The sequence below is a fragment of the Microbacterium sp. NPDC087589 genome (assembly GCF_044743635.1).
GTDB lineage: Bacteria > Actinomycetota > Actinomycetes > Actinomycetales > Microbacteriaceae > Microbacterium.
Window position 1 is genome coordinate 36,669 of sequence record NZ_JBIUWV010000007.1, and the last position, 21,547, is coordinate 58,215.

Below are 21,547 nucleotides of genomic sequence, written 5' to 3' on the forward strand. Positions count from 1 at the left end.
GACTCTCCTCATGGCATCCGCAGATGGCGAGCGCACCGACCCCGCCGTCGGCCCGCAGAAGACGGCCGACGGCCACCATGTCGTGATCGACGGGCGCAAGTGGCGGGCTACCGACCCGACGATCCCGGAGGGGTTCCGTCGGGAACTCGTCGACGAGCTGATGGCGGCACGCAGAGGCGTGAAGGCACAGGATGCCGACGCGCGACGCCGCGTGCAGGATGCGAAGACGGCCCTCGGTGAACGCGGATCACCATGGTGGGAGGAGCGCGGCGGTGAGGCCTTCGATGAGCGGATCGCAGCGGCGCTGCGTGCGCTCACTCGGAAGCGTTCTGAATCGTCGATCTGTCCGAGCGATGTCGCCCGCGCTGTGGGCGGTGAGACCTGGCGTCCCCTGATGCCGGACGTCAGGCGCGTCGCGGCAGAACTGGCGGACCGCGGAGAGATCGTCGTGATTCAGAAGGGCGATCCCGTGAGCATCCGTGAAGCCAGAGGTCCGGTGCGGATCGTCCGCGGCCCGGAACTCTGACCGCGGTCAGAGCGCGTCGTAGTCCCCGCTGTACGGGAAGTCGACGTCGCCCGTGTCACGCGGATCGTACGCGACGCTCGAGACGCTGATCGTCACCTGCGTGCTCGGCGTGATGAGAACGCTGATCGCCCTGTTGCCCACCACGACCATGTCGACGAAAGTCCCCCCGGTCTTCGCCGCCGCTTCGATGAGTCGTCGCAGCTCATCGACGTCCTGGTCCTGCGCAAGCAGGAACCGGGAGCCGTCGAAGACTATCTCGGTCTGGACCATCGTCTCCCCGTCGCTCATGCGAGCACGCTACGGGCTCGCGCACGAAGTGTGAAGGGGGGTTGATAACTAGACGGACTCCTGAGAGGGAACCGCGGCCGGAGTTGTTAACAGGGTTGTTAACACCTGTGGAGGAATGCGGGAGGAGCTAGTTGAGGGCGGCGGTCTCGGCGATCAGGTCGAGTCGATCCAGGAGCAGCTGCCCTGTTCCGCCCATCGCGGCGATGGCGTTCGCGGTGACGATGAACGCCACCAACGCGAAGAAGATGACACCGGGGAGGCTGCGCCGAGACGTGAGCGTGATGACGAAGGCGACCAGCGCCCCCAGGATCGCGACGGTCTGGCCTGCGACCGAGGCGAACGCCATCCGCAGCGCGGAGTCGACGGTGAGGGGTCCGTAGCTGTTCATGGATGCGGAGAGTGCGATCGGGATGACGAACAGACTCAGGATCAGCACGAGTCGGCGTCGGGCGAACCAGCGCGGGGGCCGGGCCACCACCTGAGAGGAATCCGTCACCGATGCACTCATCCCACGATCGTAGCTGCCGAGCGCTCGCGGAGGGAGAAACGAGAAGGCCCCGCACGATGGCGGGGCCTTCTCGAACTGTCTCAACACAGTGTGGAGCCTAGGAGATTCGAACTCCTGACATCCTGCTTGCAAAGCAGGCGCTCTACCAACTGAGCTAAGGCCCCGTGAGGGAATTTCTTGAGTTGAGAGTGGGCCCACCAGGACTTGAACCTGGGACCTCTTCATTATCAGTGAAGCGCTCTAACCGCCTGAGCTATGGGCCCGTCAACCTCCGAAACTTTACCGGAGATTTCTGGAAATACCCAATCGAGGGCAGGGGCACCGGCGCGCCCCTGCCCTCGATCATGGTCAGCGCCCCGGGCGGATGGTCACGCTTCCCGCTGAAAGCGAGACGTCGATCGCGTTCCGGGTGCCGGATGACTGATCGACCTTGGCGTCGAGCGATCCGGCGCTGACGTCCTGGGTGATCGAGTACGACTCGTCCGGAACGGTGAGATCGACCGATCCCGCGCTCACGTCGATCGTCGTCTGCGACGGGGCACGCCCGGTCAGCTCGACGTTGAGATCGCCCGCCGAGACGCTGAGATCCGCCTCGTCGACACCGTCGAGCAGCGCGTCCGCACGGCCGGCGCTCATATCGATGCTGAGGCTGCCTGCGGCTCCTTCGACGTCGAGCGCACCCGCGTTGACGGTGACGTCGAGAGCGCCGAACTCACCGACCACGTCGAGGCTGCCCGCATCGAGGGTCAGGTCGGCGTCGAGCTGCGCGTCGAGAAGGTTCTCCGGGAGAGTCAGCACGGCCGACTGGTCGTCACCGAACCAGCTGCCGAACCACCATCCGAAACGGAACTCCGGACTGCGCACCACCAGCTCGTCGCCGTCGCGCTCGAGAGTCCATGCGGGGCCACGGGCGTCGGTGACCGCAAGCCGGGCCTCGTCGACGTCTCCGAATTCGATGCGCATGTTGCCCGCGTCCACATCGAGGTCGATGCCCTCGATGCCCGATGCGTCCTCGGTCAGCACCGAATCACTGCCCTCCGCAGAGCCCACCATGCTGCCGGTCGCCGCGAAGGCGGCAGAACCTCCTGCGCCGAGGAGCGCGATTCCGCCGACGATGGCCGTCACGATCATGATCGCGGTCGTTCCCGATGAGCGTCCAGCGTCGGCGGTCGCGGCCTGCGCCTGAGCAGCGGCAGGTGCCGGAGTCGGCTCGTGGCCCTGAGGCGGAGAGGCCGGCGGGGGCGTGAGCGGAGTGTGTCCGCCCTGGAAGTCGTCGTCGTTCGTGGTCATCGTCCCAGTCCTGTCTGTCCGGTCGGCGGCGTGCCGCCCGTGTTCTCGATGTGTGCAAGGGCCGCCAGCACGCGCCGGTTGCCCGACTCGCCCTGCTCGAAGCCCAGCTTCTGGAAGATCGCGGTGATGTGCTTCTCGACGCTCGCCTCCGAGAGGAAGAGCAGGCCGGCGATGGCCTGGTTCGACTTGCCTTCGGCGATGAGCGACAGCACGGTGCGCTCGCGCTCGGTGAGACGCTGCATGCGATCATCACGGTTGCGGCGGGTCAGCAGCTGAGCCACGACCTCGGGGTCGAGCACCGTGGCGCCCTCCGAGATCCGCTGCACCGAGGCGAGGAACTCCGAGACATCGGCGACTCGGTCCTTGAGCAGATAGCCCAGCGGCCCGCCCTGTGCGGCGATGAGGTCGGACGCATACCGTTCCTCGACGTACTGCGAGAGCACGAGCAGCGGCAGCGCAGGATTCGTGACACGGAGTCCGAGCGCCGCGCGGATGCCCTCGTCGGTGAACGTCGGCGGCAGTCTCACATCGAGGATGCAGAGCTCCGGATCGGTCTCGATCACGGCTTCGGTGAGACCGCCGGTGTCGGGGAGAGCCGCGACCACCGTGTCGCCGGCGTCCTCGAGCAGTCGCACCAGTCCTTCGCGCAGCAGGACGGAGTCCTCGCAGATCAGGATGCGCATGGCACGTTCACCTCCAGGCTGGTCGGCCCGCCGACGGGGCTCTCGAGGCGGAAGGTCCCGCCGGCTGCCAGCACGCGGTTCGCGATGCCGTCGAGGCCACCGCCTGGTTGCACCTGTGCGCCGCCCATGCCGTTGTCCTCGACACGAGCCCAGAGGACTCCACCGTCACGGAGACGAACGGTGACCCGCGCCTCGCTGGCTCGCGAGTGCTTCGCGGCGTTCGTGAGCGACTCGGCGATCGAGAAGTACACGGCGGCCTCGGCCTCACGGCTGCAGCGTCCGTCCATGCGCACGTCGAGACCCACGGGAATGTGCGACCGGCCTGCGAGAGCGGACAGCGCTGCATCGAGGCCTCTATCGTCGAGGACGGACGCATGGATGCCACGGGCGAGCTGTCGCAGCTCGGTGATCGCCGCCTTGGTCGAGGTGTGTGCCTCGGAGATCAGCTCTTTCGCGGCATCCGGATCGTTGTCGATCTTCTGCTGCGCGAGGCCCAGGGTCATTCCGACGGAAACGAGGCGCGGCTGGACCCCGTCGTGCAGGTCGCGTTCGATGCGGGTGCGCTCGACATCTGCGGCGCGCACCGCGCCCTCACGCTGAGCGGTGCTGGTGCGCACTCGCTCCGTGAGCTCTGCCTCACGGCTGCGAACGACGATGGCGAGCGAGAGCACCCGGTTCAGGAGTGCCAGGCCGATCATTCCGGCAAGGCAGGCTGCGATGCCGAGGATGCCGATGAGCGGGGCCCATGCCGGATCGATGCCGCCTCCGCCGAACGGGCCCACCACGGCATCCGCCCCGGTGAGGGGTGCGAACGAGATCGTGATCGACCACACCAGGCCGAAGGCGAGGCGCAGCACGATCCAGCCGAGCACAGCGGTGATCGCGAAGTTCGCGAGGGCCCGCCACATGCGGCCGTCGATGGCCTGACGCCCGAGTGAGCGCAGCCACCCCACGAATCCGGGCCGATCGCGCGGACGCCATCTGAGCGGCGTGATCGGTGACCGGTAGAGGGCGCTGACCCGCGCCACCTCGAACCAGCCCACGCCGAACAGGGCGTAGACGAGTCCGACCAGCAGCACGATGCCGACGCCCGCCGCGAAGAGCAGGCCGAGGCCGGTGCCGAGGAGTCCGGAGAGAGTAGCGAAGATGAAGCCGCCGATGACTCCGATGCCTGCGAGGTGCAGGATCGTGAGCACGATGCGCAGCGGCGGCTTCGTGGCCGTCGCCGGTGGTGGCGTGGCAGTGTGTGTCGTCATGGTTCAAAGGTACGGCGGCGCCGATCGGGCCGACACCGAGGCAACCAGACACCCGGCTTCGGGTTTTCCCTACTCCATCGCAGAACGGAAAAAGGGGCGGATGCCGCAGCATCCACCCCTCTTCGAATCCGGAGGATCAGTTCGACATGAAGCCGACGAGCAGACCGCCCGTCACCTTCACGGCGACGTTGTAGATGCCGGCGACGACCGCGCCGAGCACCGTGAACACGATGAGGTTCAGAATCGATACGACGGCGGCGAACGCCATCACCTGCGGCAGACCGGCCACCTCGGAGATGCGCACCGAGTTGTCGGTGATCGCACCGATGATCTCGTCGGCCTGGGTGAGGAGTCCCGTCGCCTGGAGCACCAGGAAGATCAGGAAGAACGACACCATCGTGACGATCGCGAGTGCGACCGCTCCGAGGAACGAGAGCTTCACGGCCGACCAGAAGTCGACGTAGACGAGACGCAGGCGCACCTGCTTGCCACTGGTCTTGCGCGTGGACTTCTTCGCCAGCTTGTCGGCTACTGTGCTCATGCGTCTGCTTCCTCAGGGTTCTCGTTCGTCTCGGGGGCGGTGGACTCGGAGTCCACCTCAGCCTCATCCGATTCGTCTTCCTCGGTGAGGCCCCGCTCGCCGTTGCGCGCGATGGCGAGGATCCGGTCGGCTTCCGTCGTCCGTGCGAACACCACTCCCATGGTGTCTCGGCCCTTGGCGGGCACCTCGGCCACGGCAGAGCGTACCACCTTGCCGCTGGACAGAACCACAAGGACCTCGTCGTCGGCAGAGACCATCAGACCACCCGCGAGAGTGCCCCGATCGTCGTGGAGCTTGGCCACCTTGATGCCGAAACCACCGCGTCCCTGGACACGATATTCCTCGACGGCCGTGCGCTTCGCGTACCCGCCGTCCGTCACCACGAACACGAACTGACCAGGGGCTGCGACGGATGCCGAGAGCAGGCTGTCGCCCTCACGGAACTTCATGCCCTTGACTCCGGCGGTTGCGCGTCCCATCGGCCGCAGCGCATCGTCGGTCGCGCTGAACCTGACCGACATGCCACGGCGGCTGATGAGAAGGATGTCGTCCTCGGCGTTCACCATGAGCGCCGAGACGAGCTCGTCCTCGTCGTTCAGACGGATCGCGATGACGCCGCCCTGGCGGTTGGTGTCATAGGCATCGAGGCGCGTCTTCTTGACGAGACCGTCGCGCGTCGCGAGCACCAGGTAGTCGGCGACCTCGTAGTCGCGGATGTCGAGCACCTGCGCGATGTTCTCATCCGGCTGCAGCGCGAGCAGGTTCGCGACGTGCGTTCCCTTGGCGTCCCGCCCGGCCTCGGGGACCTCATAGGTCTTCGCGCGGTAGACGCGCCCCTTGTCGGTGAAGAACAGCAGCCAGTGGTGCGTCGTCGTCACGAAGAAGTGCTCGACGATGTCATCAGCCCTCAGCTGGGCGCCCTTGATGCCCTTGCCGCCGCGGTGCTGCGACCGGTAGTTGTCGCTTCGCGTGCGCTTGATGTACCCGGCACGGGTGATGGTGACGACCATCTCCTCCTCGGCGATGAGGTCCTCCATCGAGACATCGCCGTCGAAGCCGTGCAGGATGTGCGTGCGACGGTCGTCACCGAAGCGGTCGACGATTCCCGTGAGCTCTTCGCGGATGATGTCGCGCTGCAGCGCCTCATCGGCCAGGATCGCCTGGTACTCGGCGATGAGTCGTTCGAGCTCGGCCGCCTCGTCGAGGATCTTCTGCCGCTCGAGCGCCGCGAGGCGACGGAGCTGCATGTCGAGGATGGCCTGGGCCTGGTCGTCGTCTATCTCGAGGAGCTTCTTCAGGCCCTCGCGAGCGTCTTCGACCGTGGCGGAGCGGCGGATCAGGGCGATGACCTCGTCGAGCGCGTCGAGCGCCTTGAGGTACCCGCGCAGGATGTGCATGCGACGCTCGGCCTTCGCCAGGCGGAAGCGCGTGCGGCGGACGATGACTTCGAGCTGGTGGGTGATCCAGTAGGTCACGAACCCGTCGAGCGCCAGCGTGCGCGGCACGCCGTCGACGATGGCGAGCATGTTCGCGCCGAAGTTCTCCTGCAGCTGCGTGTGCTTGTACAGGTTGTTGAGCACGACCTTCGCGACAGCGTCGCGCTTGAGCACGACGACGAGGCGCTGACCCGTGCGGTCCGAAGACTCGTCGCGGATGTCGGCGATGCCGCTGATCTTGCCGTCACGGACGAGGTCGCCGATCTTCACGGCGACGTTGTCGGGGTTGACCTGGTACGGCAGCTCGGTGATCACGAGGCAGGTGCGGCCCTGGATCTCCTCGACGTTGACGACCGCGCGCATCGTGATGGACCCGCGGCCGGTGCGGTACGCCTCGTGGATTCCCTTGGTGCCCAGGATCTGAGCGCCTGTCGGGAAGTCGGGGCCCGGAACGCGCTGGATCAGCCCGTCGAGGAGCTCCTCACGCGGGAGCCCGGGGTTGTCGAGAGCCCAGAGCGCAGCATCCGAGATCTCACGCAGGTTGTGAGGGGGGATGTTGGTCGCCATGCCGACTGCGATTCCGACCGAGCCGTTGACGAGCAGGTTCGGGAACCGGGCGGGAAGGACCGTCGGCTCCTGGGTCTGACCGTCGTAGTTGTCCTGGAAGTCGACGGTGTCTTCTTCGATGTCGCGCACCATCTCGAGCGCGAGGGGAGCCATCTTGGTCTCGGTGTATCGAGGCGCCGCGGCTCCCATGTTGCCGGGGGAGCCGAAGTTGCCCTGACCCAGTGCGAGCGGGTATCGCAGCGCCCATGGCTGCACGAGACGAACGAGGGCGTCATAGATCGCCGAGTCGCCGTGCGGGTGGTACTGACCCATGACCTCGCCGACGACGCGGGCGCACTTGGAGAACGACTTGTCGGGGCGGAATCCGCCGTCGTACATGCCGTAGATCACGCGGCGGTGCACAGGCTTCAGGCCGTCGCGCACGTCGGGGAGGGCACGGCCCACGATCACGGCCATCGCGTAGTCGAGATAGCTGCGCTGCATCTCGGACTGCAGATCGACCTGGTCGATCTTTCCGTGGTCGTGTGCCGGGGGCTCGGGGCGTACGTCGTCAGTCATGTGTCATTTCCTGGGTTGCTGAGCTTGTCGAAGCATCCGGACCCCGTCGACAAGCTCAGGGACCCAGATCTCCACTAGATGTCGAGGAAGCGGACGTCCTTGGCGTTGCGCTGGATGAAGCTGCGTCGGGATTCGACGTCCTCACCCATCAGCACGCTGAAGATCTCGTCGGCTGCCGCGGCATCCTCGATGGTCACCTGGCGGAGCGTCCGCGTGGTGTGATCCATCGTGGTCTCCCACAGCTCCTTGGCGTTCATCTCGCCGAGACCCTTGTACCGCTGGATGCCGGCATCCTTCGGGATGCGCTTGCCGTTGTCGAGGCCGAACTTCAGCAGCGCGTCGCGCTCGGTGTCGCTGAACACGTACTCGTGTGCGGAGTTCGACCACTTGAGGCGGTACAGCGGCGGCATCGCGAGGTACACGAAGCCCGCCTCGATCAGTCCGCGCATGTAGCGGAACAGCAGTGTCAGCAGCAGCGTCGTGATGTGCTGACCGTCGACGTCGGCATCCGCCATCAGCACGATCTTGTGATACCGCGCCTTCTCGATGTCGAACTCCTCGCCGATGCCCGTGCCGAAGGCCTGGATCATCGCCTGGACCTCGCGGTTGCCGAGCGCCTTGTCGAGACGTGCGCGCTCGACGTTGAGGATCTTGCCTCGGAGCGCGAGGATCGCCTGCGTGTGCGGGTCGCGTCCTTGCACCGCCGAGCCGCCGGCCGAGTCACCCTCGACGAGGAAGATCTCGCTGATCGACGGGTCTTTGCTGGTGCAGTCCTTGAGCTTGTCGGGCATCGCCGCAGACTCGAACACGCTCTTGCGTCGTGCGGTCTCGCGCGCCTTGCGAGCGGCGAGACGTGCCGTCGCGGCGTCGAGCGCCTTGCGGATGATGTTCTTCGCCTGAGCCGGGTTGCGGTCGAACCAGTCGCCGAGCTGATCGCCCACGACCTTCTGCACGAACGCCTTGGCCTCGGTGTTGCCGAGCTTGGTCTTCGTCTGACCCTCGAACTGGGGCTCGCCGAGCTTGATCGAGATGACGGCGGTCAATCCCTCGCGCACGTCGTCACCGGAGAGGTTCTCCTCCTTCTCCTTGAGGATGTTGTTCGCGCGCGCATACTTGTTCACCAGCGTGGTGAGTGCCGCGCGGAAGCCCTCTTCGTGGGTACCGCCCTCGTGCGTGTTGATCGTGTTCGCGTAGGTGAAGACGTTCTCGGTGTACGAGGTGGTCCACTGCATCGCGACCTCGAGCGAGATCTTGCGCGCCGTGTCCTCGGACTCGAAAGCGATGATCTCGTCGTTGACGACCTCGGCATGACGCACCTTGTTCAGGTACTCGACGTAGTCGACCAGCCCGCGCTCGTAGAAGAAGACATCGCCGGGCTGCGTGGTCGTGGTCACACCGGCGTCTTCGACCTCGTAGGCCGAGGAGGCGCGCTCGTCGAGCAGCTCGATGCGGAGTCCCTTGTTCAGGAACGCCATCTGCTGGAAGCGCGTGCGCAGGGTGTCGTAATCGAAGTCCGTCGACTCGGTGAAGATCGAGGCATCCGGCCAGAACGTGATGCTCGTGCCGGTGTCGTCGGTCTCCTCGCCCTTGATGAGCTTCTGCTGCGGCACTCCGCCGTCGGCGAAGCTGTGCCGCCACACGAAGCCCTTCTGCTTGACCTCGACATCGAAGCGGGTCGACAGGGCGTTCACGACAGAGGAGCCGACGCCGTGCAGACCACCCGAGACGGCATAGGCACCGCCGCCGAACTTTCCGCCCGCGTGCAGGATGGTCAGCACGACCTCGACCGTCGACTTCGACGGGTCGGAGGAGTGCGGGTCGACCGGGATGCCTCGGCCGTTGTCGATGACACGCACGCCGCCGTCCTCGAGCAGCGTCACGTAGATCGTGTCGGCGTAGCCGGCCAGAGCCTCGTCGACCGAGTTGTCGACGATCTCGTAGACCAGGTGGTGCAGGCCGCGCGGACCCGTGGATCCGATGTACATGCCGGGTCGCTTGCGCACCGCCTCGAGTCCCTCGAGGATCTGGATCGAGTCGGCACCGTACTCGCCGGGCTGCTTGATCTTGGGGGAGATCGATGTAGACCGCGTCTCCGCTTCTGCGGGAGTCTGGGTCGCTTCGCCCTGTGAGGGGTCAGGGGTTTCCCCGGTGGTCGATTCCGTCTCGTCAGCAGGGAATTCAGGCGTCATCAGAGGGCATTCTCCACATCGATATCACGAACTCCCATTCTAGCGGTCTTTCGACTCGAAATCCCGCTGGAAGGCCGTGTGTGGCCCTCTGAGCCTCCCGAACCCCCTGGACGGTGCCCTACCCGTAGGTATCGCGTGGGCCCCGTCCTGGAACGACTCTGGGACCCCATTTCCACGAGGGTACGTCCGGTCCGATGAACCGGAGGTTCTCGACGCCGGCATCCGGATACCGTCGACCGATCTCGGTGAGGATGGTGCCTCGCATGTACTGCAGGTTCTTCGCCCAGGCCGTCGAATCGCACTTCACAGTGAGCACTCCACGCTCGAGCGAGACCGGCTCGGAGTGCTTCGCCGTGTCGGTGCCCGCGAGATCGGCCCACTGCCTGACCAGGTCTTCACGGGCGAGAGTCTTCTGCCACCCGGAGTCACGGCTGAGCTTGTCGAGCACTGCCCCGAGGGGACCAGGATCGCGGCCGGGCGTGAACGGGGCGTTGTCATCGTCGGTGACGATCCGCCGCTTGCGCTTCCACGACTTCGAACTCGGCGCGAGACCGCGCAGTCGCAGATAGGTCGCGACGGTCTCGGGGGTCTCGGATGCCGGAACAGGTGGAGTGTCACTCATCGGGCACCTCCCTCTCGTCGCTGATGGTTCCGGCCGTGATCCTCACCACATGCGCATGGAGCACCTCGGGGATGTCCTCCTCAACCGCTGCGGTCACGACCACCTGCTCGTACCCCGACGTGAGCGCGGCGAGGCGCTGGCGTCTGTCGGCATCGAGCTCGGCGAACACGTCGTCGAGGATCAGCACGGGGTCGCCGGCGGGGGACTCGCTGCGCAGCAGCTCGGCCGAGGCGAGGCGCATAGCAAGAGCCACGGACCAGGATTCTCCGTGAGATGCATACCCCTTCACGGGCAGACCGCGCACCCGGAGGACGAGATCATCACGATGAGGACCGGTGAGGGTGAGCCCGCGCTCGAGCTCGTTCGAACGCTTGGCGAGCAGCGCGGCGTGAAACATCTCGGCGATGTCGCCAGAGGTCTCGGCCGGCGCATCGACGCCCTCTTCAGGGTCTGCACCGCGCACGGAGAGTGCCCAGTCGAGCTGGGGACGATGGTCCTCGCCCGCGATCGATGCATATGCCTCCGCGACCGGATGCTGCAGATCGGCCGCGAGTCGCTGACGCGCCGTGATGATCTCGGCGCCGAGTGAGACGAGCTTGTCGTCCCACACATCGAGCGTGCTCAGGCCCTCGCCCTTGATGCCCCGCGCACGCGCCGATTTCAGCAGGGCGTTGCGCTGCTTGAGCACACGGTCGTAGTCGGCGAGCACCGAGGACATGCGAGGGGTGCGCTGGATCAGCAGCTGATCGACGAAGCGGCGCCGCGAGGACGGGTCTCCGCGCACGATCTGCAGATCTTCAGGGGCGAACAGCACCACATGGGCATATCGGGGAAGCTCATTCGTCTTCGAAGGCGAGCCGTTGATCCGCGCCTTGTTGGATCCCTGCTTGTTGAGCTGGACCTCGATCAGGACCTTGCGTTCGCCGTGCGAGAGGCGCGCGCGGATGATGGCGAAATCCTGGCCTTCGCGCACCATCGGCGCATCCGACGACACTCGGTGCGAGCCGAGAGTGGCGAGGAAGACGACCGCCTCGGCGAGATTGGTCTTGCCCTGACCGTTGCGACCGACCAGAACGTTCGGGCCCTTGTGCAGAGCGAGATCCGCGGTCGCGTAATTGCGGAAGTCGACCAGGCTCAGGTGTTCCACAATCACGCTGTCAGCCTACCTTCGGGGTCTGACACCGCTGTCGCCGCGCGGACGCGCGCCCGTCGCAGGATCAGCGGAGCAGCAGGTTGGGCTGCAGCAGGTACTTGAACGAATCGAGTCCGGCCTGATCGACCGAGGTCTGGCTCGTGATCAGCACCGGGCTGAGCTTGTTCGCGTTGTCGCTCGAGGTGAACGTCACTCGGACGAACTCGCTCTTGACCGCTCCGAGCGCCTCGATGAGGTACTGCGGGTTGAGGCCGAGAGTGACATCGTCGCCACCGTTCAGGATCGCGTCGACGGATTCGGATGCACGTGCGTGCTCGCTGCCCGATGCGTCCATCGTGACGCTGTCGGACGTGAACGTGAAGCGCAACGGTGCTGCCCGATCCAGCACGAGCGACACGCGACGGACCGCTTCGACCAGGTCGGCGGTGTTCACGACCGCGTAGTGCTCGGTCTGCTCGGGGAACAGACGACGGACAGGCGGGAAGTTGCCCTTGATCAGCAGCGAGGTGACGGTCTTGTTGCCAGCCGTGAAGGCGATGATCTCGCGATCGCCGGCTCCGGAGAAGGCGATCTGGATCGTTCCTGCGTGGCCGAAGGTCTTTCCGACCTCGAGAAGTGTGCGTGCCGGAACCAGGGCGCTCGCCTCGACGGCTTCGCCATCCCACGGGACGTCTCTGAGCGAGACACGGTAGCGGTCGGTCGCGACCAGACTGAGTGTGTTCCCGGAGACCTCGAGCTGCACGCCGGTGAGCACGGGGGTGACGTCATCGCGCGATGCAGCGAAGCCGACCTGGGCGATCGCCGTTCCGAAGTCATCGGCAGGAACCACACCCGACGAGCCCGAGACCTCGGGGATGGAGGGATATTCCTCTACCGGCATGGCTGCAAGCGTGAATCGGGCGGAGCCGCAGGTGACCGTGATGCTTCCGTCGTCCTCGACGGCGATCTCGATCGGAGCGTTCGGAAGGCGGCTCGCGATGTCGGAGAGCAGTCGGCCGTGGACGAGGATCGTGCCGGGTGTGTCGACCGTGGCTTCGATGGTGGTCCGAGCGGATGCTTCGTAGTCGAAGGCCGAGAGCGTGAGTCCGGATGCGTCTGCCTCGATCAGGACTCCGGCGAGGATCGGCTGCGGGTTGCGCTGCGGAAGCAGCTTGACGACGAAAGATACAGCCTCGCTGAAGACATCGCGGTTGACCTGAAACCTCACTGGTGCTCCCTTGTCGTCGTTCTGAGACGTGTCGTCATCGGTCCTGCCTGTGCAGGGCTTCCCATGCTAGCCCCACAGTCGGGCGTATCCCTACGACCGGAGCAAACCTCCGGTTCGTCGGACTTTCCCCACCGTCTGGTGATCGGATCGCCCTTGAATTGAATTAACTCCTTAACGGTGTTAACACCTGTGGATACTGTGGATAACTCGGTGGAAAGCAGACGCGAGTAGGGAACTACACGGTTGTCAGTTGTGGAAACCCTGAGGAATCCGCGGGTGGACAGCTTCCCCTCCGTGAAACCGTCTCCCTCAGTTATCCACAGGTTCGGCGGTTTCACACACATCCGTCCCGATCTTGAGGCGAATCATCCACAAGTTATCCACATGTGCAAACTGGCATCGATCCAGCCGTTCATATGCCTCCCACACGCACGGAAAGGGGGTCATGGCGTCCTCTCGGAAGCTATGACCCCCTTTTTCGAGGTGTCGTGGACTCAGCGTCGACCGAGCTGCGTGGTGATCTCGGTCACCTGGTTGTAGATCGAGCGACGCTCCTTCATGAGTTCGCTGATCTTCTTGTAGGCGTACATCACGGTGGTGTGATCGCGGTTGCCGAACAGCTGCCCGATCTTCGGCAGAGACAGGCTCGTGCGCTCTCGGCACAGGTACATGGCGATCTGGCGCGACGTGGCGATCTGCTGAGACCGGCTCGAGCCGTAGAGGTCGTCGACCGTCAGCTTGAAGTACTGCGCGGTGGCAGTGATGATGTCGGTCGGCGAGATGATGTTGTCCTCTGCCGTATCGATGATGTCGCGCAGCACTGTCTGTGCGAGCGAGATGTCGAGAGCCGAGCGGTTCAGGCTGGCGAAGGCCGAGACCCGGATCAGCGCACCCTCGAGCTCACGGATGTTCGACGACACCACCGTGGCGATGTACTCGAGTACCTCATCGGGAATATGAAGTGCCTCGCTCTGAGCCTTCTTGCGCAGGATCGCGATTCTCGTTTCGAGGTCGGGGGCCTGTACGTCGGTGATGAGGCCCCACTCGAACCGACTCCGCATCCGGTCCTCGAATCCGGTCAGATGCTTCGGAGCCACGTCGCTCGTGATCACGACCTGCTTGTTGTGGTCGTGGAGCGTGTTGAAGGTGTGGAAGAACGCCTCCTGGGTCTCGGCGCGGCCCTGCAGGAACTGGATGTCGTCGATCAGGAGGATGTCGACGTCGCGGTAGCGGGCCTGGAAGGCAGCACCGCGGTTGTTCGCGATCGAGTTGATGAAGTCGTTCGTGAATTCCTCACTCGACACGTACCTGACCTTGACGCCTGCGTAGAGCGACTGGGCGTAGTCACCGATCGCGTGCAGCAGGTGGGTCTTGCCGAGGCCGGAGTCACCGTAGATGAAGAGCGGGTTGTAGGCCTTGGCCGGCGCTTCGGCGACAGCGACGGCTGCAGCATGGGCGAACCTGTTGGACTGCCCGATGACGAAGTTGTCGAAGGTGTACTTGGGATTGAGGCGTGACTCGTGACGCTGCTGCGTCGGCTGCTCCATCGGAGACTCGATGCGGATCTGCTCCTGGCGGCCGTAGTCCGCGACGGCGATGGGTGCCGTCGGCTGCTCGGCGAGCTCGTGATTGACGACCACTCGGTAGGAGGTGACCTCGTCGCCGATGTGAGAGAGAGCCTCCATGATCGGCAGGCGCAGCCTCTTGTTGATCTGCGCGGCGGTGAGATCGTTGGGGACCTCGAGATAGAGCGTCGCAGCCATCACACCGGCCGGAACTGCCAGGCTGAGGAATCCCTGGAGCTGAGGGGTGACTCTGTCATCCGCTTCGAGGAGGTCCTGCACCGTGGTCCAGATCGGAACGTCGGGCTGGGCAGGTGATGACATGACGCTCCGTGCTGAGGGGGCGACGGGCCGTCGGGATGACGCGCCTCGCCTGTGGATAACTTCGGATGCCACGGTAGTCACCACGGCTGTGAACGGCAACCTGCCCCGGGAAATCCGCGCGCGTGTTGCGCATACGTGCACGTCGCAGGTTGTGGATAATAGCTGTGCGGATCCTGGCAGGATCCGGGCCGAAGCGCGCAGATTTGCTCTGTGCGCCGTCAGGACGTACCCTTAATCGGTTGACTTATGCCTGAATGGCAGATCCCTATGTCTCCGGTCAAGATGATCCCGGTGGCAGCATTCCCGGAGTGATTTCATGAGCAAGCGCACCTTCCAGCCCAACAACCGTCGTCGCGCCAAGAAGCACGGCTTCCGTCTTCGCATGCGCACCCGCGCCGGCCGTTCGATCCTCTCGGCCCGCCGCGCGAAGGGCCGCACCGAGCTCTCCGCGTAGACCGCTGTGCTCGCCCGCCCGTTTCGTGTGACCCGCGGGAGCGACTATCGCCTGGTCGTTCGACGTGGATCCCGTTGTGGCGGAGCCAAAGTCGTCACCTCGATGTTGACGACGGGCGAGAGCAGAGCCGCGAGGTTCGGTTTCATCATCAGCAAGCAGGTGGGCACCGCTGTGGTGCGCAACACCGTGCGTCGGCGACTCAAAGCCGTATGTGCGGAGGCGCTTCCGCGGGTCCCCGAGGGCACGGATGTCGTCATCCGTGCCCTTCCTGCATCCGCGACAGCTACATACGCAGAGCTCAGCGCCGATGTGAACCGCTGCATCGAGCGCCTGGGGCAGGTTCGACCATGACGGCTCTTCCGGCATCGTCGATCGGCACCGCGCACATGCAGACCGGCGATGTGCTTCGCAGCATCCCGCTGATTCCGAGGAATCTCGTTCTGGGGTTCCTGGCCGGGTACCGCAAGGTGATCTCTCCGATGTATGGAGATGTCTGTGCCTATTACCCATCCTGTTCCGCTTACGCTGTAGGTGCGGTGCAACAGCATGGCGCGGTGAAGGGAGCGGTGCTCTCGGCATGGCGCATCGTTCGTTGCAATCCCTGGAGCCATGGCGGCGTCGACGACGTCCGTCCGCACCAACACTTCCGTTATGACCTGACCGCTCGCGGTTTCGTCGTCCCTGCCCGAAAGGATTGATCGGTGGGTCTTGACCTTCTGCTCGCCAGCGCAACACCTTCGCCGGAGCCTGCCTCCGGCGGCTTCGATCTGATCGGAACCATCCTCTGGCCCCTCAAGTGGGTCGTCGAGCTCGTGCTCGTCGCGTGGCACTGGCTGCTGACTGCTGTCGGTCTTCCGGCTGCATCCGGTCTGACCTGGGTGCTCTCGATCGTCGGACTCGTGATCGTCGTGCGCGCTGCGCTGATCCCGCTCTTCGTGAAGCAGATCAAGAGCCAGCGAAAGATGATGGAAATTGCTCCTGAACTGCGAAAAGTTCAGGAGAAGTACCGGGGCAAGAAGGATCAGCTCTCTCGCGAGGCGATGAGCCGCGAGACCATGGGTCTCTATAAGAAGCACGGCACGACACCGATGTCGAGCTGTCTGCCGCTTCTTGTGCAGATGCCGATCTTCTTCTCGTTGTTCAGCGTGCTGAGCGACGTCTCGAAGCATTACATCGCGGGCACTGGCGGTGTGGGTCTGCTGAATGCCGAGCTCACCGAGCAGTTCTACAAGGCAGAGCTCTTCGGTGTCGCATCGCTGCACGAGACGCTCGGCAACGCCGTGGATGCCGGCAACACCGTCGCTATCGTGATTCTCGTCGTGCTTGTCGTGCTCATGATCGCGTCGCAGTTCTTCACACAGCTGCAGATCATCTCGAAGAACCTGTCGCCTGAGGCCAAGACCGGCCAGGCGTACCAGATGCAGAAGATCATGCTCTATGTGCTGCCGCTCGGCTTCATCTTCTCGGGTATCTTCTTCCCGCTCGGTGTCGTCGTCTACTGGTTCATCTCGAACCTCTGGACCATGGGTCAGCAGTTCCTCGTCATCCGTGAGATGCCGACCCCGGGCTCTGAGGCAGCGAAGGCGCGTGAGGAGCGATTGGCTCGCAAGGGCAAGGCGATCGACTCGTCGGGCAAGGTCGTTCCCATGGCGGCCTATGAAGCAGAGCAGCAGCGCCTGCTCGAAGAGGCAGAGCGCGCGAAGGCGCAGACTCCGAAGCGCCAGCAGCCTGTGGGCAAGAAGCGTGCCAAGAAGAAGGGGAGCGGTTCGTGACCGACAACCTGACCGAGACCGTGGAGCCCACGGTTGCCGAGCTCGAGAACGAGGGCGATGTCGCAGCCGACTACCTCGAGGAGTTGCTCGACATCGCCGACATCGATGGCGATCTGAATCTCGATGTCCGGCAAGGCCGCGCGTATGTGTCGGTCGAGGCTGAGGGCGATGGACTTGCTGTGCTGTCGGCGCCCGACACGGTGCAGGCTCTTCAAGAGCTGACCCGCCTCGCCGTTCAGAACAAGACCGGTTCGTTCTCACGACTGATTCTCGATGTCGGCGGGTCTCGCGACGCGCGCCGCCGGCAGCTCGAGACGCTGGTCAACGCAGCCGCTGCGAAGCTGGATGATGGCGCGACGCAGGCGTCATTGCCCGCCATGTCGAGCTACGAGCGCAAGCTCGTTCACGACATCGCTGCCGATCAGGGTCTTGTTTCTGAATCGTACGGCGAGGGCGCTGACCGCCACACGGTTCTGCGCCGCCGTTGACGTTTCACGTGAAACATCCGGTCGGAATGCCGTCGTGAGTGGCGTTGAGATTGAGCCAGCCGTAGCGGTTGAGCTGTTCGGGGATCGGATCGAACTGGCTCGCCAGTTCTCGGCGGCCCTGACTGAGCACGGCGAGGAAAGAGGTCTGATCGGGCCCCTCGAACTCCCACGTCTGTGGACCAGGCACATTCTGAACAGCGTCATTGCGGCGCCCTTGTTCCACGGCTCTGTTGCGGATATCGGCTCTGGTGCCGGACTGCCCGGAATCGTGCTCGCGATCGCCCGCCCGGACGTGCGATGGACCCTCATCGAACCGATGGAGCGTCGCATCACCTGGCTGAACGAGCAGGTCGCGGAGTTGCACCTCGACAACGTGGAAGTGCTCCGCGCGCGTGCCGAGGAGGTGCGTCGCCCTGCGGGCTTCGATATCGTCACGGCGCGGGCCGTCAGCGCTTTGAAGACGTTGATCCCGCTCACCGCTCCACTTGTTCGTGACGGGGGAGAGCTGCTGCTGCTCAAAGGGATGAATGCCGGCAATGAGATCGACGCGGCGCAGAAGCAGATCAAGAAGTTCCGGCTCTCGGACGTCCGCGTCGAGGTGCTCGGTGAGAGCGTGCTCGCTGAGACGACGCGAGTAGTTCGGGCTGTCGTTCGATAGCTACCGGCCGAGGAATGGCGGTTCCTCGTCGTTCTTCATTGCTGTGGTCGGCGGACGCTGGCAGGTACGACCTGGGCTGATGCATCGCACGAGCGCGCCGATCCGTGTCCGCGAGAGAGTCAGGGGCGCAACTCGCGGTTGAAGGCGACTCTGCGTGAGAGTGGACGAACGACGCTTCTGACTCGAGTGTCCGTCGACGCGCTCGTATGTGGATCCTCTGCGATCCACCCCGCCGTGGTGTGTGGCCACGCGGCTCGCTCGCCTGTTCGATCGCCGACGAGGCAGGTGGCCAAGTCGCTATTGTTCCCGATCTTGCAATCGACGACCTGGGCCGGAGTGGGCTACCTCGGGTGACGCCCCTTGCGACCCTGGCCGTGGGTGGATGGCCACGCGGAGCTCTCGCTCCGACGAGACTGATCGCCGCCATGCCGTTCCTGTGGGTCGGTATGCGCGTACATCAAGCGTCGACAGGGCTGATGCCGGGCACCGGGGTGGTCATCAGTTGTGTTGACGTGTACATCTGCTGAGCTGAGTAGCTCTCCCTGCGGTTCGGGGGCAGAGAAGCCTCCGACGAGGGGAAGGCGTAGCTGGGACGACTATTGCTCTGTGTCTGCGTCGTCATGCGTCGGGTGTACTCAGGAATGTAGGCGGACGGTGTTTCACGTGAAACGTACCGTGGCTTCCGTGGTTCGATCCGTGTCGAAGGGACTTCCCCATGCACTCCAGTAGCTAAGTTCTGGAACAAGACGGGAAGGTGCTCACATGGCTGGGATCCCATACAGGTGAAGGGGTTTGAGACCATGTTTCACGTGAAACGCGCCGGTTGGGCGGCCGCTCCAGCACGAAACGAGTCAAAGTGCAGCGGTGGGTCGACTCAGCGGGAAAGTGGCTCCTGTGTGGGTTGGGCCGACCTGGCGGACTTTCCCCTTCACCGAGCTCTCGCGAGGCGCCGAGCGGCGGAGCGTGTGGGCATCGGTAGGTCCCGCGTACGGCACGCCCCCACCTGGCAGGGGATCGCATACTCTCGCCTGCGAGCTGGGTGTGAGCATGCGGCGGATGCGGCTTCTCGTGGCGGCAGGATCGAGAGAGCTCGCAGAGTCTCTGTCGCTGCCTCTGTCTCTGTCTCTCTCTCTGCCACTGTTCCTTTCCCTATCTCCCTCGGAGGTGAGGCGCGCGGGGGATGAGACAGGTGCTTCGCGAGGGAGAGCATCTCTTTCGCCGCAACGAATGGCTGCCCCGGGCAGGTGTGGGCTGTGTCACGTCCGCTGTGAGAGTGCGATTGGCCGCTGCGTCAAGATCCGGACTTAGGACCCCAAGATCGAGGGTCCTGGTGTTTCACGTGAAACATGAGGAGTCGTGGGCCTGTCGTTCGCGGTCAGAGATCGGGCACGGGACGGGACTGCACTGTGGTGGACCGGCGTCCACTCCGATAGCGATGTGGGCGTCATGGTCCGGGGAATCAGCAAGCCTGAAGACGTACGAGCACGGGCTGGACGAGGGCTGAACTCGTTCAACGACTAACCAGCCGCAACCTGATATCGCGCGCAAGGGGCGTGGACGCCCGATCCCTTCGGTGATCCGGAGGGGGAGCAGTGAGCCGTCTCAACGTGGGATGCCGAAGTGGGGTGGCTTCGCGCTGCGCACACACAGAAGAGAGTCGCGTCGGCTCGCCCTGCATCGGCACCGTGGCGAGCCGGCTATCGATCAACGCCCGCTGTGCCGCGGCACTCACGCCCAGCGTGCGTACTGTCGAGTGAGGTTCTTTGGCTGAGGCGAGACCGAACAATTCGCGCGTGGACGCGGTAGAAGGAGGTATCTGGCGGTGATTCGTGTGCATGACGTTGGAAGATACGAGCGTTTCACGTGGAACATTCACGCTGGCACAAGCCGGATGGTCTGATGCGATACGGGGACCTCCAGGGTGGGCAGGGTACGGCGTGGGGCACGATGAGGTCACGGAGAGACCCGTGATCCGCTCAGTTCAGGATCCAGAGGACATGTCTTGCCAGTGGCTCGTGTGGGACAGGGGAGCTCCGACACACGCGTGAGCAGCAGGCAGTCTCCATGAATCTCGCCACGGATGCCGCGCGTTCCGCAACAGCGCGTCGATGCCGCTGAAATCTGGAGCGGAGTGGGCTGACACCAGCTCCGCTCGCCGTGATCCTGAGGTGGTTCAGCAGGGCGGCGAAGACGGTTCGGCAGTGAATCCGAGTGGGACATGTGCGCCGCTACGCCGAGGATTGGTGGGTCAGCGGCGAGAAGGCTGGCGTCGATGCCCTCGCTGCAACGCGACGATGGGTGATGATCCTCACGCGGGGCGTCGCACGTCGTCGCGGATGTGTCCCTGCGAGGGTGCGTCGCCGGTGGGCAGTTGGCCACGGAGGTAGGCGTCGCTGCGGAGCCGCGAGGATCCGCTCACATGTTTCACGTGAAACAGGCCTGTCGCGACCCTCCTGTTGCGCCACGGAGTGGGGGAGGGGAGGGGCCGGCCCGCGCGCAGCTATGGCGTGACGCGGGTAGGGATAGATAGTGAGCGCGTAGAGACCCCCGAGCGGCGCGCCGAATCTGCGAGCCTGAGAGATACACCGAGTAGAGCGAGCATCCGCCCACTGAGCACGCAGTGCGGGAACCAAGAAGGACCGCAGAACCGAAGATCATGGGGACGGTAGTGAGCACCAGGGCGATGCTCGTCAATCTGGATCAGCCCCCTCACGCTGGGAACCCGGGGGGACACCGTGTCCACATCGCGTGCCCGGTGTCGCTTTTGCGCACGGGCGGCGCGCGCGTCTCGCCCACGATCCCAGGGCAGCGTCGACCGCCGATCAACCCGAACACACGGCTGATGCGCTGTCAGACCATCGGTTCCACGTGAAACACCGATATTCTGACTGCATGGTTCGCCTACTCATCACCGGCATGTCAGGCGTCGGCAAGTCGAGTGTTCTTCGTGAGCTGGGGGAGCGGGGTTACCCTGTCATCGATACGGACTACGGACCGTGGACGACGGGGTCGGGCCTCTGGGATGACGTGCTGATGGGCGCCCTTCTCGGGGAGAGCACCGAGGTGGTGGTAGCCGGCACCGTCGAGAATCAGGGAGACTTCTATGATCGCTTCGATCATGTGGTTCTGTTGTCGGCGCCTCTCTCGGTGCTACTCGACCGCGTGAGTGTGCGCACCACGAATCCCTATGGTTCAACTGCGGACGAGCGCGAAGAGATCAGGTCGAATCACGCTTCGATCGAGCCGCTGCTGCGTGCGACGGCGACGGTGGAGATCGACGCTACACAGCCACTTCATCACGTCGTCGATCGAGTCGAAGACCTGCTCCGTAGCCCGTGACCGTCTGGCCGGAGCCACCTCCGACACGGCAAGGTCCGTCGCAGCGATTAGAGTGGAGGACGGCCCCGAAAGGAGTGGATGTTTCACGTGAAACAGCCCGAAAAGGCATCACCGAAGGACTCTTTC

Annotated in this window: 20 protein-coding genes and 2 tRNA genes; 8 read left to right on the forward strand and 14 right to left on the reverse strand. The window is 64.6% G+C overall.

Annotated features, from left to right (window positions below; translation table 11 throughout):
* Nucleotides 1–10 precede the first annotated feature (10 nt).
* Nucleotides 11–526 carry a DUF3253 domain-containing protein gene (locus tag ACIOU8_RS14425; RefSeq protein WP_400790820.1) on the forward strand — a complete coding sequence of 172 codons (516 nt, stop codon included), beginning with the start codon at nucleotides 11–13 and terminating at the stop codon, nucleotides 524–526.
* A 6-nt stretch (nucleotides 527–532) separates the two neighbouring features.
* Here ACIOU8_RS14425 and ACIOU8_RS14430 read toward each other — a convergent pair whose 3' ends face one another.
* The 14 genes from ACIOU8_RS14430 to dnaA all read right to left on the reverse strand — a co-directional run bounded on the left by ACIOU8_RS14430 (nucleotide 533) and on the right by dnaA (nucleotide 14,710).
* Nucleotides 533–814 (reverse strand): hypothetical protein, encoded by a 282-nt coding sequence (locus ACIOU8_RS14430; protein ID WP_400790823.1) that lies wholly within the window; start codon nucleotides 812–814, stop codon nucleotides 533–535.
* A gap of 127 nt (nucleotides 815–941) precedes the next feature.
* Nucleotides 942–1,322, reverse strand: a complete 381-nt coding sequence (locus tag ACIOU8_RS14435) for a hypothetical protein (RefSeq protein ID WP_400790826.1) — start codon at nucleotides 1,320–1,322, stop codon at nucleotides 942–944.
* A gap of 91 nt (nucleotides 1,323–1,413) precedes the next feature.
* Nucleotides 1,414–1,486 (reverse strand) — tRNA-Ala (locus ACIOU8_RS14440).
* A gap of 25 nt (nucleotides 1,487–1,511) precedes the next feature.
* Nucleotides 1,512–1,585: transfer RNA gene (locus ACIOU8_RS14445), tRNA-Ile, on the reverse strand.
* Between the two features lie 85 nt (nucleotides 1,586–1,670).
* Nucleotides 1,671–2,612 (reverse strand): DUF4097 family beta strand repeat-containing protein, encoded by a 942-nt coding sequence (locus ACIOU8_RS14450; RefSeq protein WP_400790829.1) that lies wholly within the window; start codon nucleotides 2,610–2,612, stop codon nucleotides 1,671–1,673.
* Nucleotides 2,609–3,295 carry a LuxR C-terminal-related transcriptional regulator gene (locus tag ACIOU8_RS14455; RefSeq protein WP_400790831.1) on the reverse strand — a complete coding sequence of 229 codons (687 nt, stop codon included), beginning with the start codon at nucleotides 3,293–3,295 and terminating at the stop codon, nucleotides 2,609–2,611. Before ACIOU8_RS14455 ends, ACIOU8_RS14450 begins: the two co-directional genes overlap by 4 nt.
* On the reverse strand, nucleotides 3,283–4,551 hold the full coding sequence (locus tag ACIOU8_RS14460) for a sensor histidine kinase (protein WP_400790833.1): 1,269 nt from the start codon (nucleotides 4,549–4,551) through the stop codon (nucleotides 3,283–3,285). The genes ACIOU8_RS14455 and ACIOU8_RS14460 overlap by 13 nt, the downstream gene beginning before the upstream one ends.
* Before the next feature lie 136 nt (nucleotides 4,552–4,687).
* Nucleotides 4,688–5,092, reverse strand: a complete 405-nt coding sequence (locus ACIOU8_RS14465; protein ID WP_140035642.1) for a DUF3566 domain-containing protein — start codon at nucleotides 5,090–5,092, stop codon at nucleotides 4,688–4,690.
* Nucleotides 5,089–7,653: a DNA gyrase subunit A gene (gene gyrA / locus ACIOU8_RS14470; RefSeq protein WP_400790836.1), complete on the reverse strand. Its 2,565-nt coding sequence runs from the start codon at nucleotides 7,651–7,653 to the stop codon at nucleotides 5,089–5,091. The genes ACIOU8_RS14465 and gyrA overlap by 4 nt, the downstream gene beginning before the upstream one ends.
* A gap of 74 nt (nucleotides 7,654–7,727) precedes the next feature.
* Nucleotides 7,728–9,842 carry a DNA topoisomerase (ATP-hydrolyzing) subunit B gene (gyrB, locus tag ACIOU8_RS14475; protein ID WP_400790839.1) on the reverse strand — a complete coding sequence of 705 codons (2,115 nt, stop codon included), beginning with the start codon at nucleotides 9,840–9,842 and terminating at the stop codon, nucleotides 7,728–7,730.
* 118 nt (nucleotides 9,843–9,960) lie between these two features.
* Nucleotides 9,961–10,464 carry a DUF721 domain-containing protein gene (locus ACIOU8_RS14480; RefSeq protein ID WP_400790841.1) on the reverse strand — a complete coding sequence of 168 codons (504 nt, stop codon included), beginning with the start codon at nucleotides 10,462–10,464 and terminating at the stop codon, nucleotides 9,961–9,963.
* Complete coding sequence (recF, locus tag ACIOU8_RS14485; RefSeq protein WP_400790844.1) at nucleotides 10,457–11,617, reverse strand: DNA replication/repair protein RecF; 1,161 nt, start codon at nucleotides 11,615–11,617, stop codon at nucleotides 10,457–10,459. Before recF ends, ACIOU8_RS14480 begins: the two co-directional genes overlap by 8 nt.
* Nucleotides 11,618–11,681: 64 nt before the next feature.
* A complete protein-coding gene (gene dnaN, locus ACIOU8_RS14490) occupies nucleotides 11,682–12,824 on the reverse strand; it encodes a DNA polymerase III subunit beta (protein WP_400790847.1) in 1,143 nt (380 codons plus the stop codon).
* A 494-nt stretch (nucleotides 12,825–13,318) separates the two neighbouring features.
* Complete coding sequence (dnaA, locus tag ACIOU8_RS14495; protein ID WP_400790849.1) at nucleotides 13,319–14,710, reverse strand: chromosomal replication initiator protein DnaA; 1,392 nt, start codon at nucleotides 14,708–14,710, stop codon at nucleotides 13,319–13,321.
* A gap of 316 nt (nucleotides 14,711–15,026) precedes the next feature.
* Between dnaA and rpmH the strand changes: the two genes are divergently transcribed.
* The 7 genes from rpmH to ACIOU8_RS14530 all read left to right on the forward strand — a co-directional run bounded on the left by rpmH (nucleotide 15,027) and on the right by ACIOU8_RS14530 (nucleotide 21,421).
* Nucleotides 15,027–15,164 (forward strand): 50S ribosomal protein L34, encoded by a 138-nt coding sequence (gene rpmH, locus ACIOU8_RS14500; protein WP_042541555.1) that lies wholly within the window; start codon nucleotides 15,027–15,029, stop codon nucleotides 15,162–15,164.
* A 6-nt stretch (nucleotides 15,165–15,170) separates the two neighbouring features.
* Nucleotides 15,171–15,515: a ribonuclease P protein component gene (gene rnpA / locus ACIOU8_RS14505; RefSeq protein ID WP_400790853.1), complete on the forward strand. Its 345-nt coding sequence runs from the start codon at nucleotides 15,171–15,173 to the stop codon at nucleotides 15,513–15,515.
* On the forward strand, nucleotides 15,512–15,862 hold the full coding sequence (gene yidD / locus ACIOU8_RS14510) for a membrane protein insertion efficiency factor YidD (RefSeq protein WP_400790855.1): 351 nt from the start codon (nucleotides 15,512–15,514) through the stop codon (nucleotides 15,860–15,862). Before rnpA ends, yidD begins: the two co-directional genes overlap by 4 nt.
* A gap of 3 nt (nucleotides 15,863–15,865) precedes the next feature.
* Complete coding sequence (gene yidC / locus ACIOU8_RS14515; protein WP_400790858.1) at nucleotides 15,866–16,936, forward strand: membrane protein insertase YidC; 1,071 nt, start codon at nucleotides 15,866–15,868, stop codon at nucleotides 16,934–16,936.
* Nucleotides 16,933–17,424, forward strand: a complete 492-nt coding sequence (locus tag ACIOU8_RS14520; protein ID WP_400790860.1) for a protein jag — start codon at nucleotides 16,933–16,935, stop codon at nucleotides 17,422–17,424. The genes yidC and ACIOU8_RS14520 overlap by 4 nt, the downstream gene beginning before the upstream one ends.
* 34 nt (nucleotides 17,425–17,458) lie before the next feature.
* Entirely contained in the window at nucleotides 17,459–18,082 is a 624-nt protein-coding gene (gene rsmG, locus ACIOU8_RS14525) for a 16S rRNA (guanine(527)-N(7))-methyltransferase RsmG (RefSeq protein WP_400790863.1), read from the forward strand.
* Nucleotides 18,083–20,998: 2,916 nt separating this feature from the next.
* Nucleotides 20,999–21,421, forward strand: coding sequence for an ATP-binding protein (locus tag ACIOU8_RS14530; RefSeq protein ID WP_400790866.1), 423 nt, complete (start codon nucleotides 20,999–21,001; stop codon nucleotides 21,419–21,421).
* Nucleotides 21,422–21,547 lie beyond the last annotated feature (126 nt).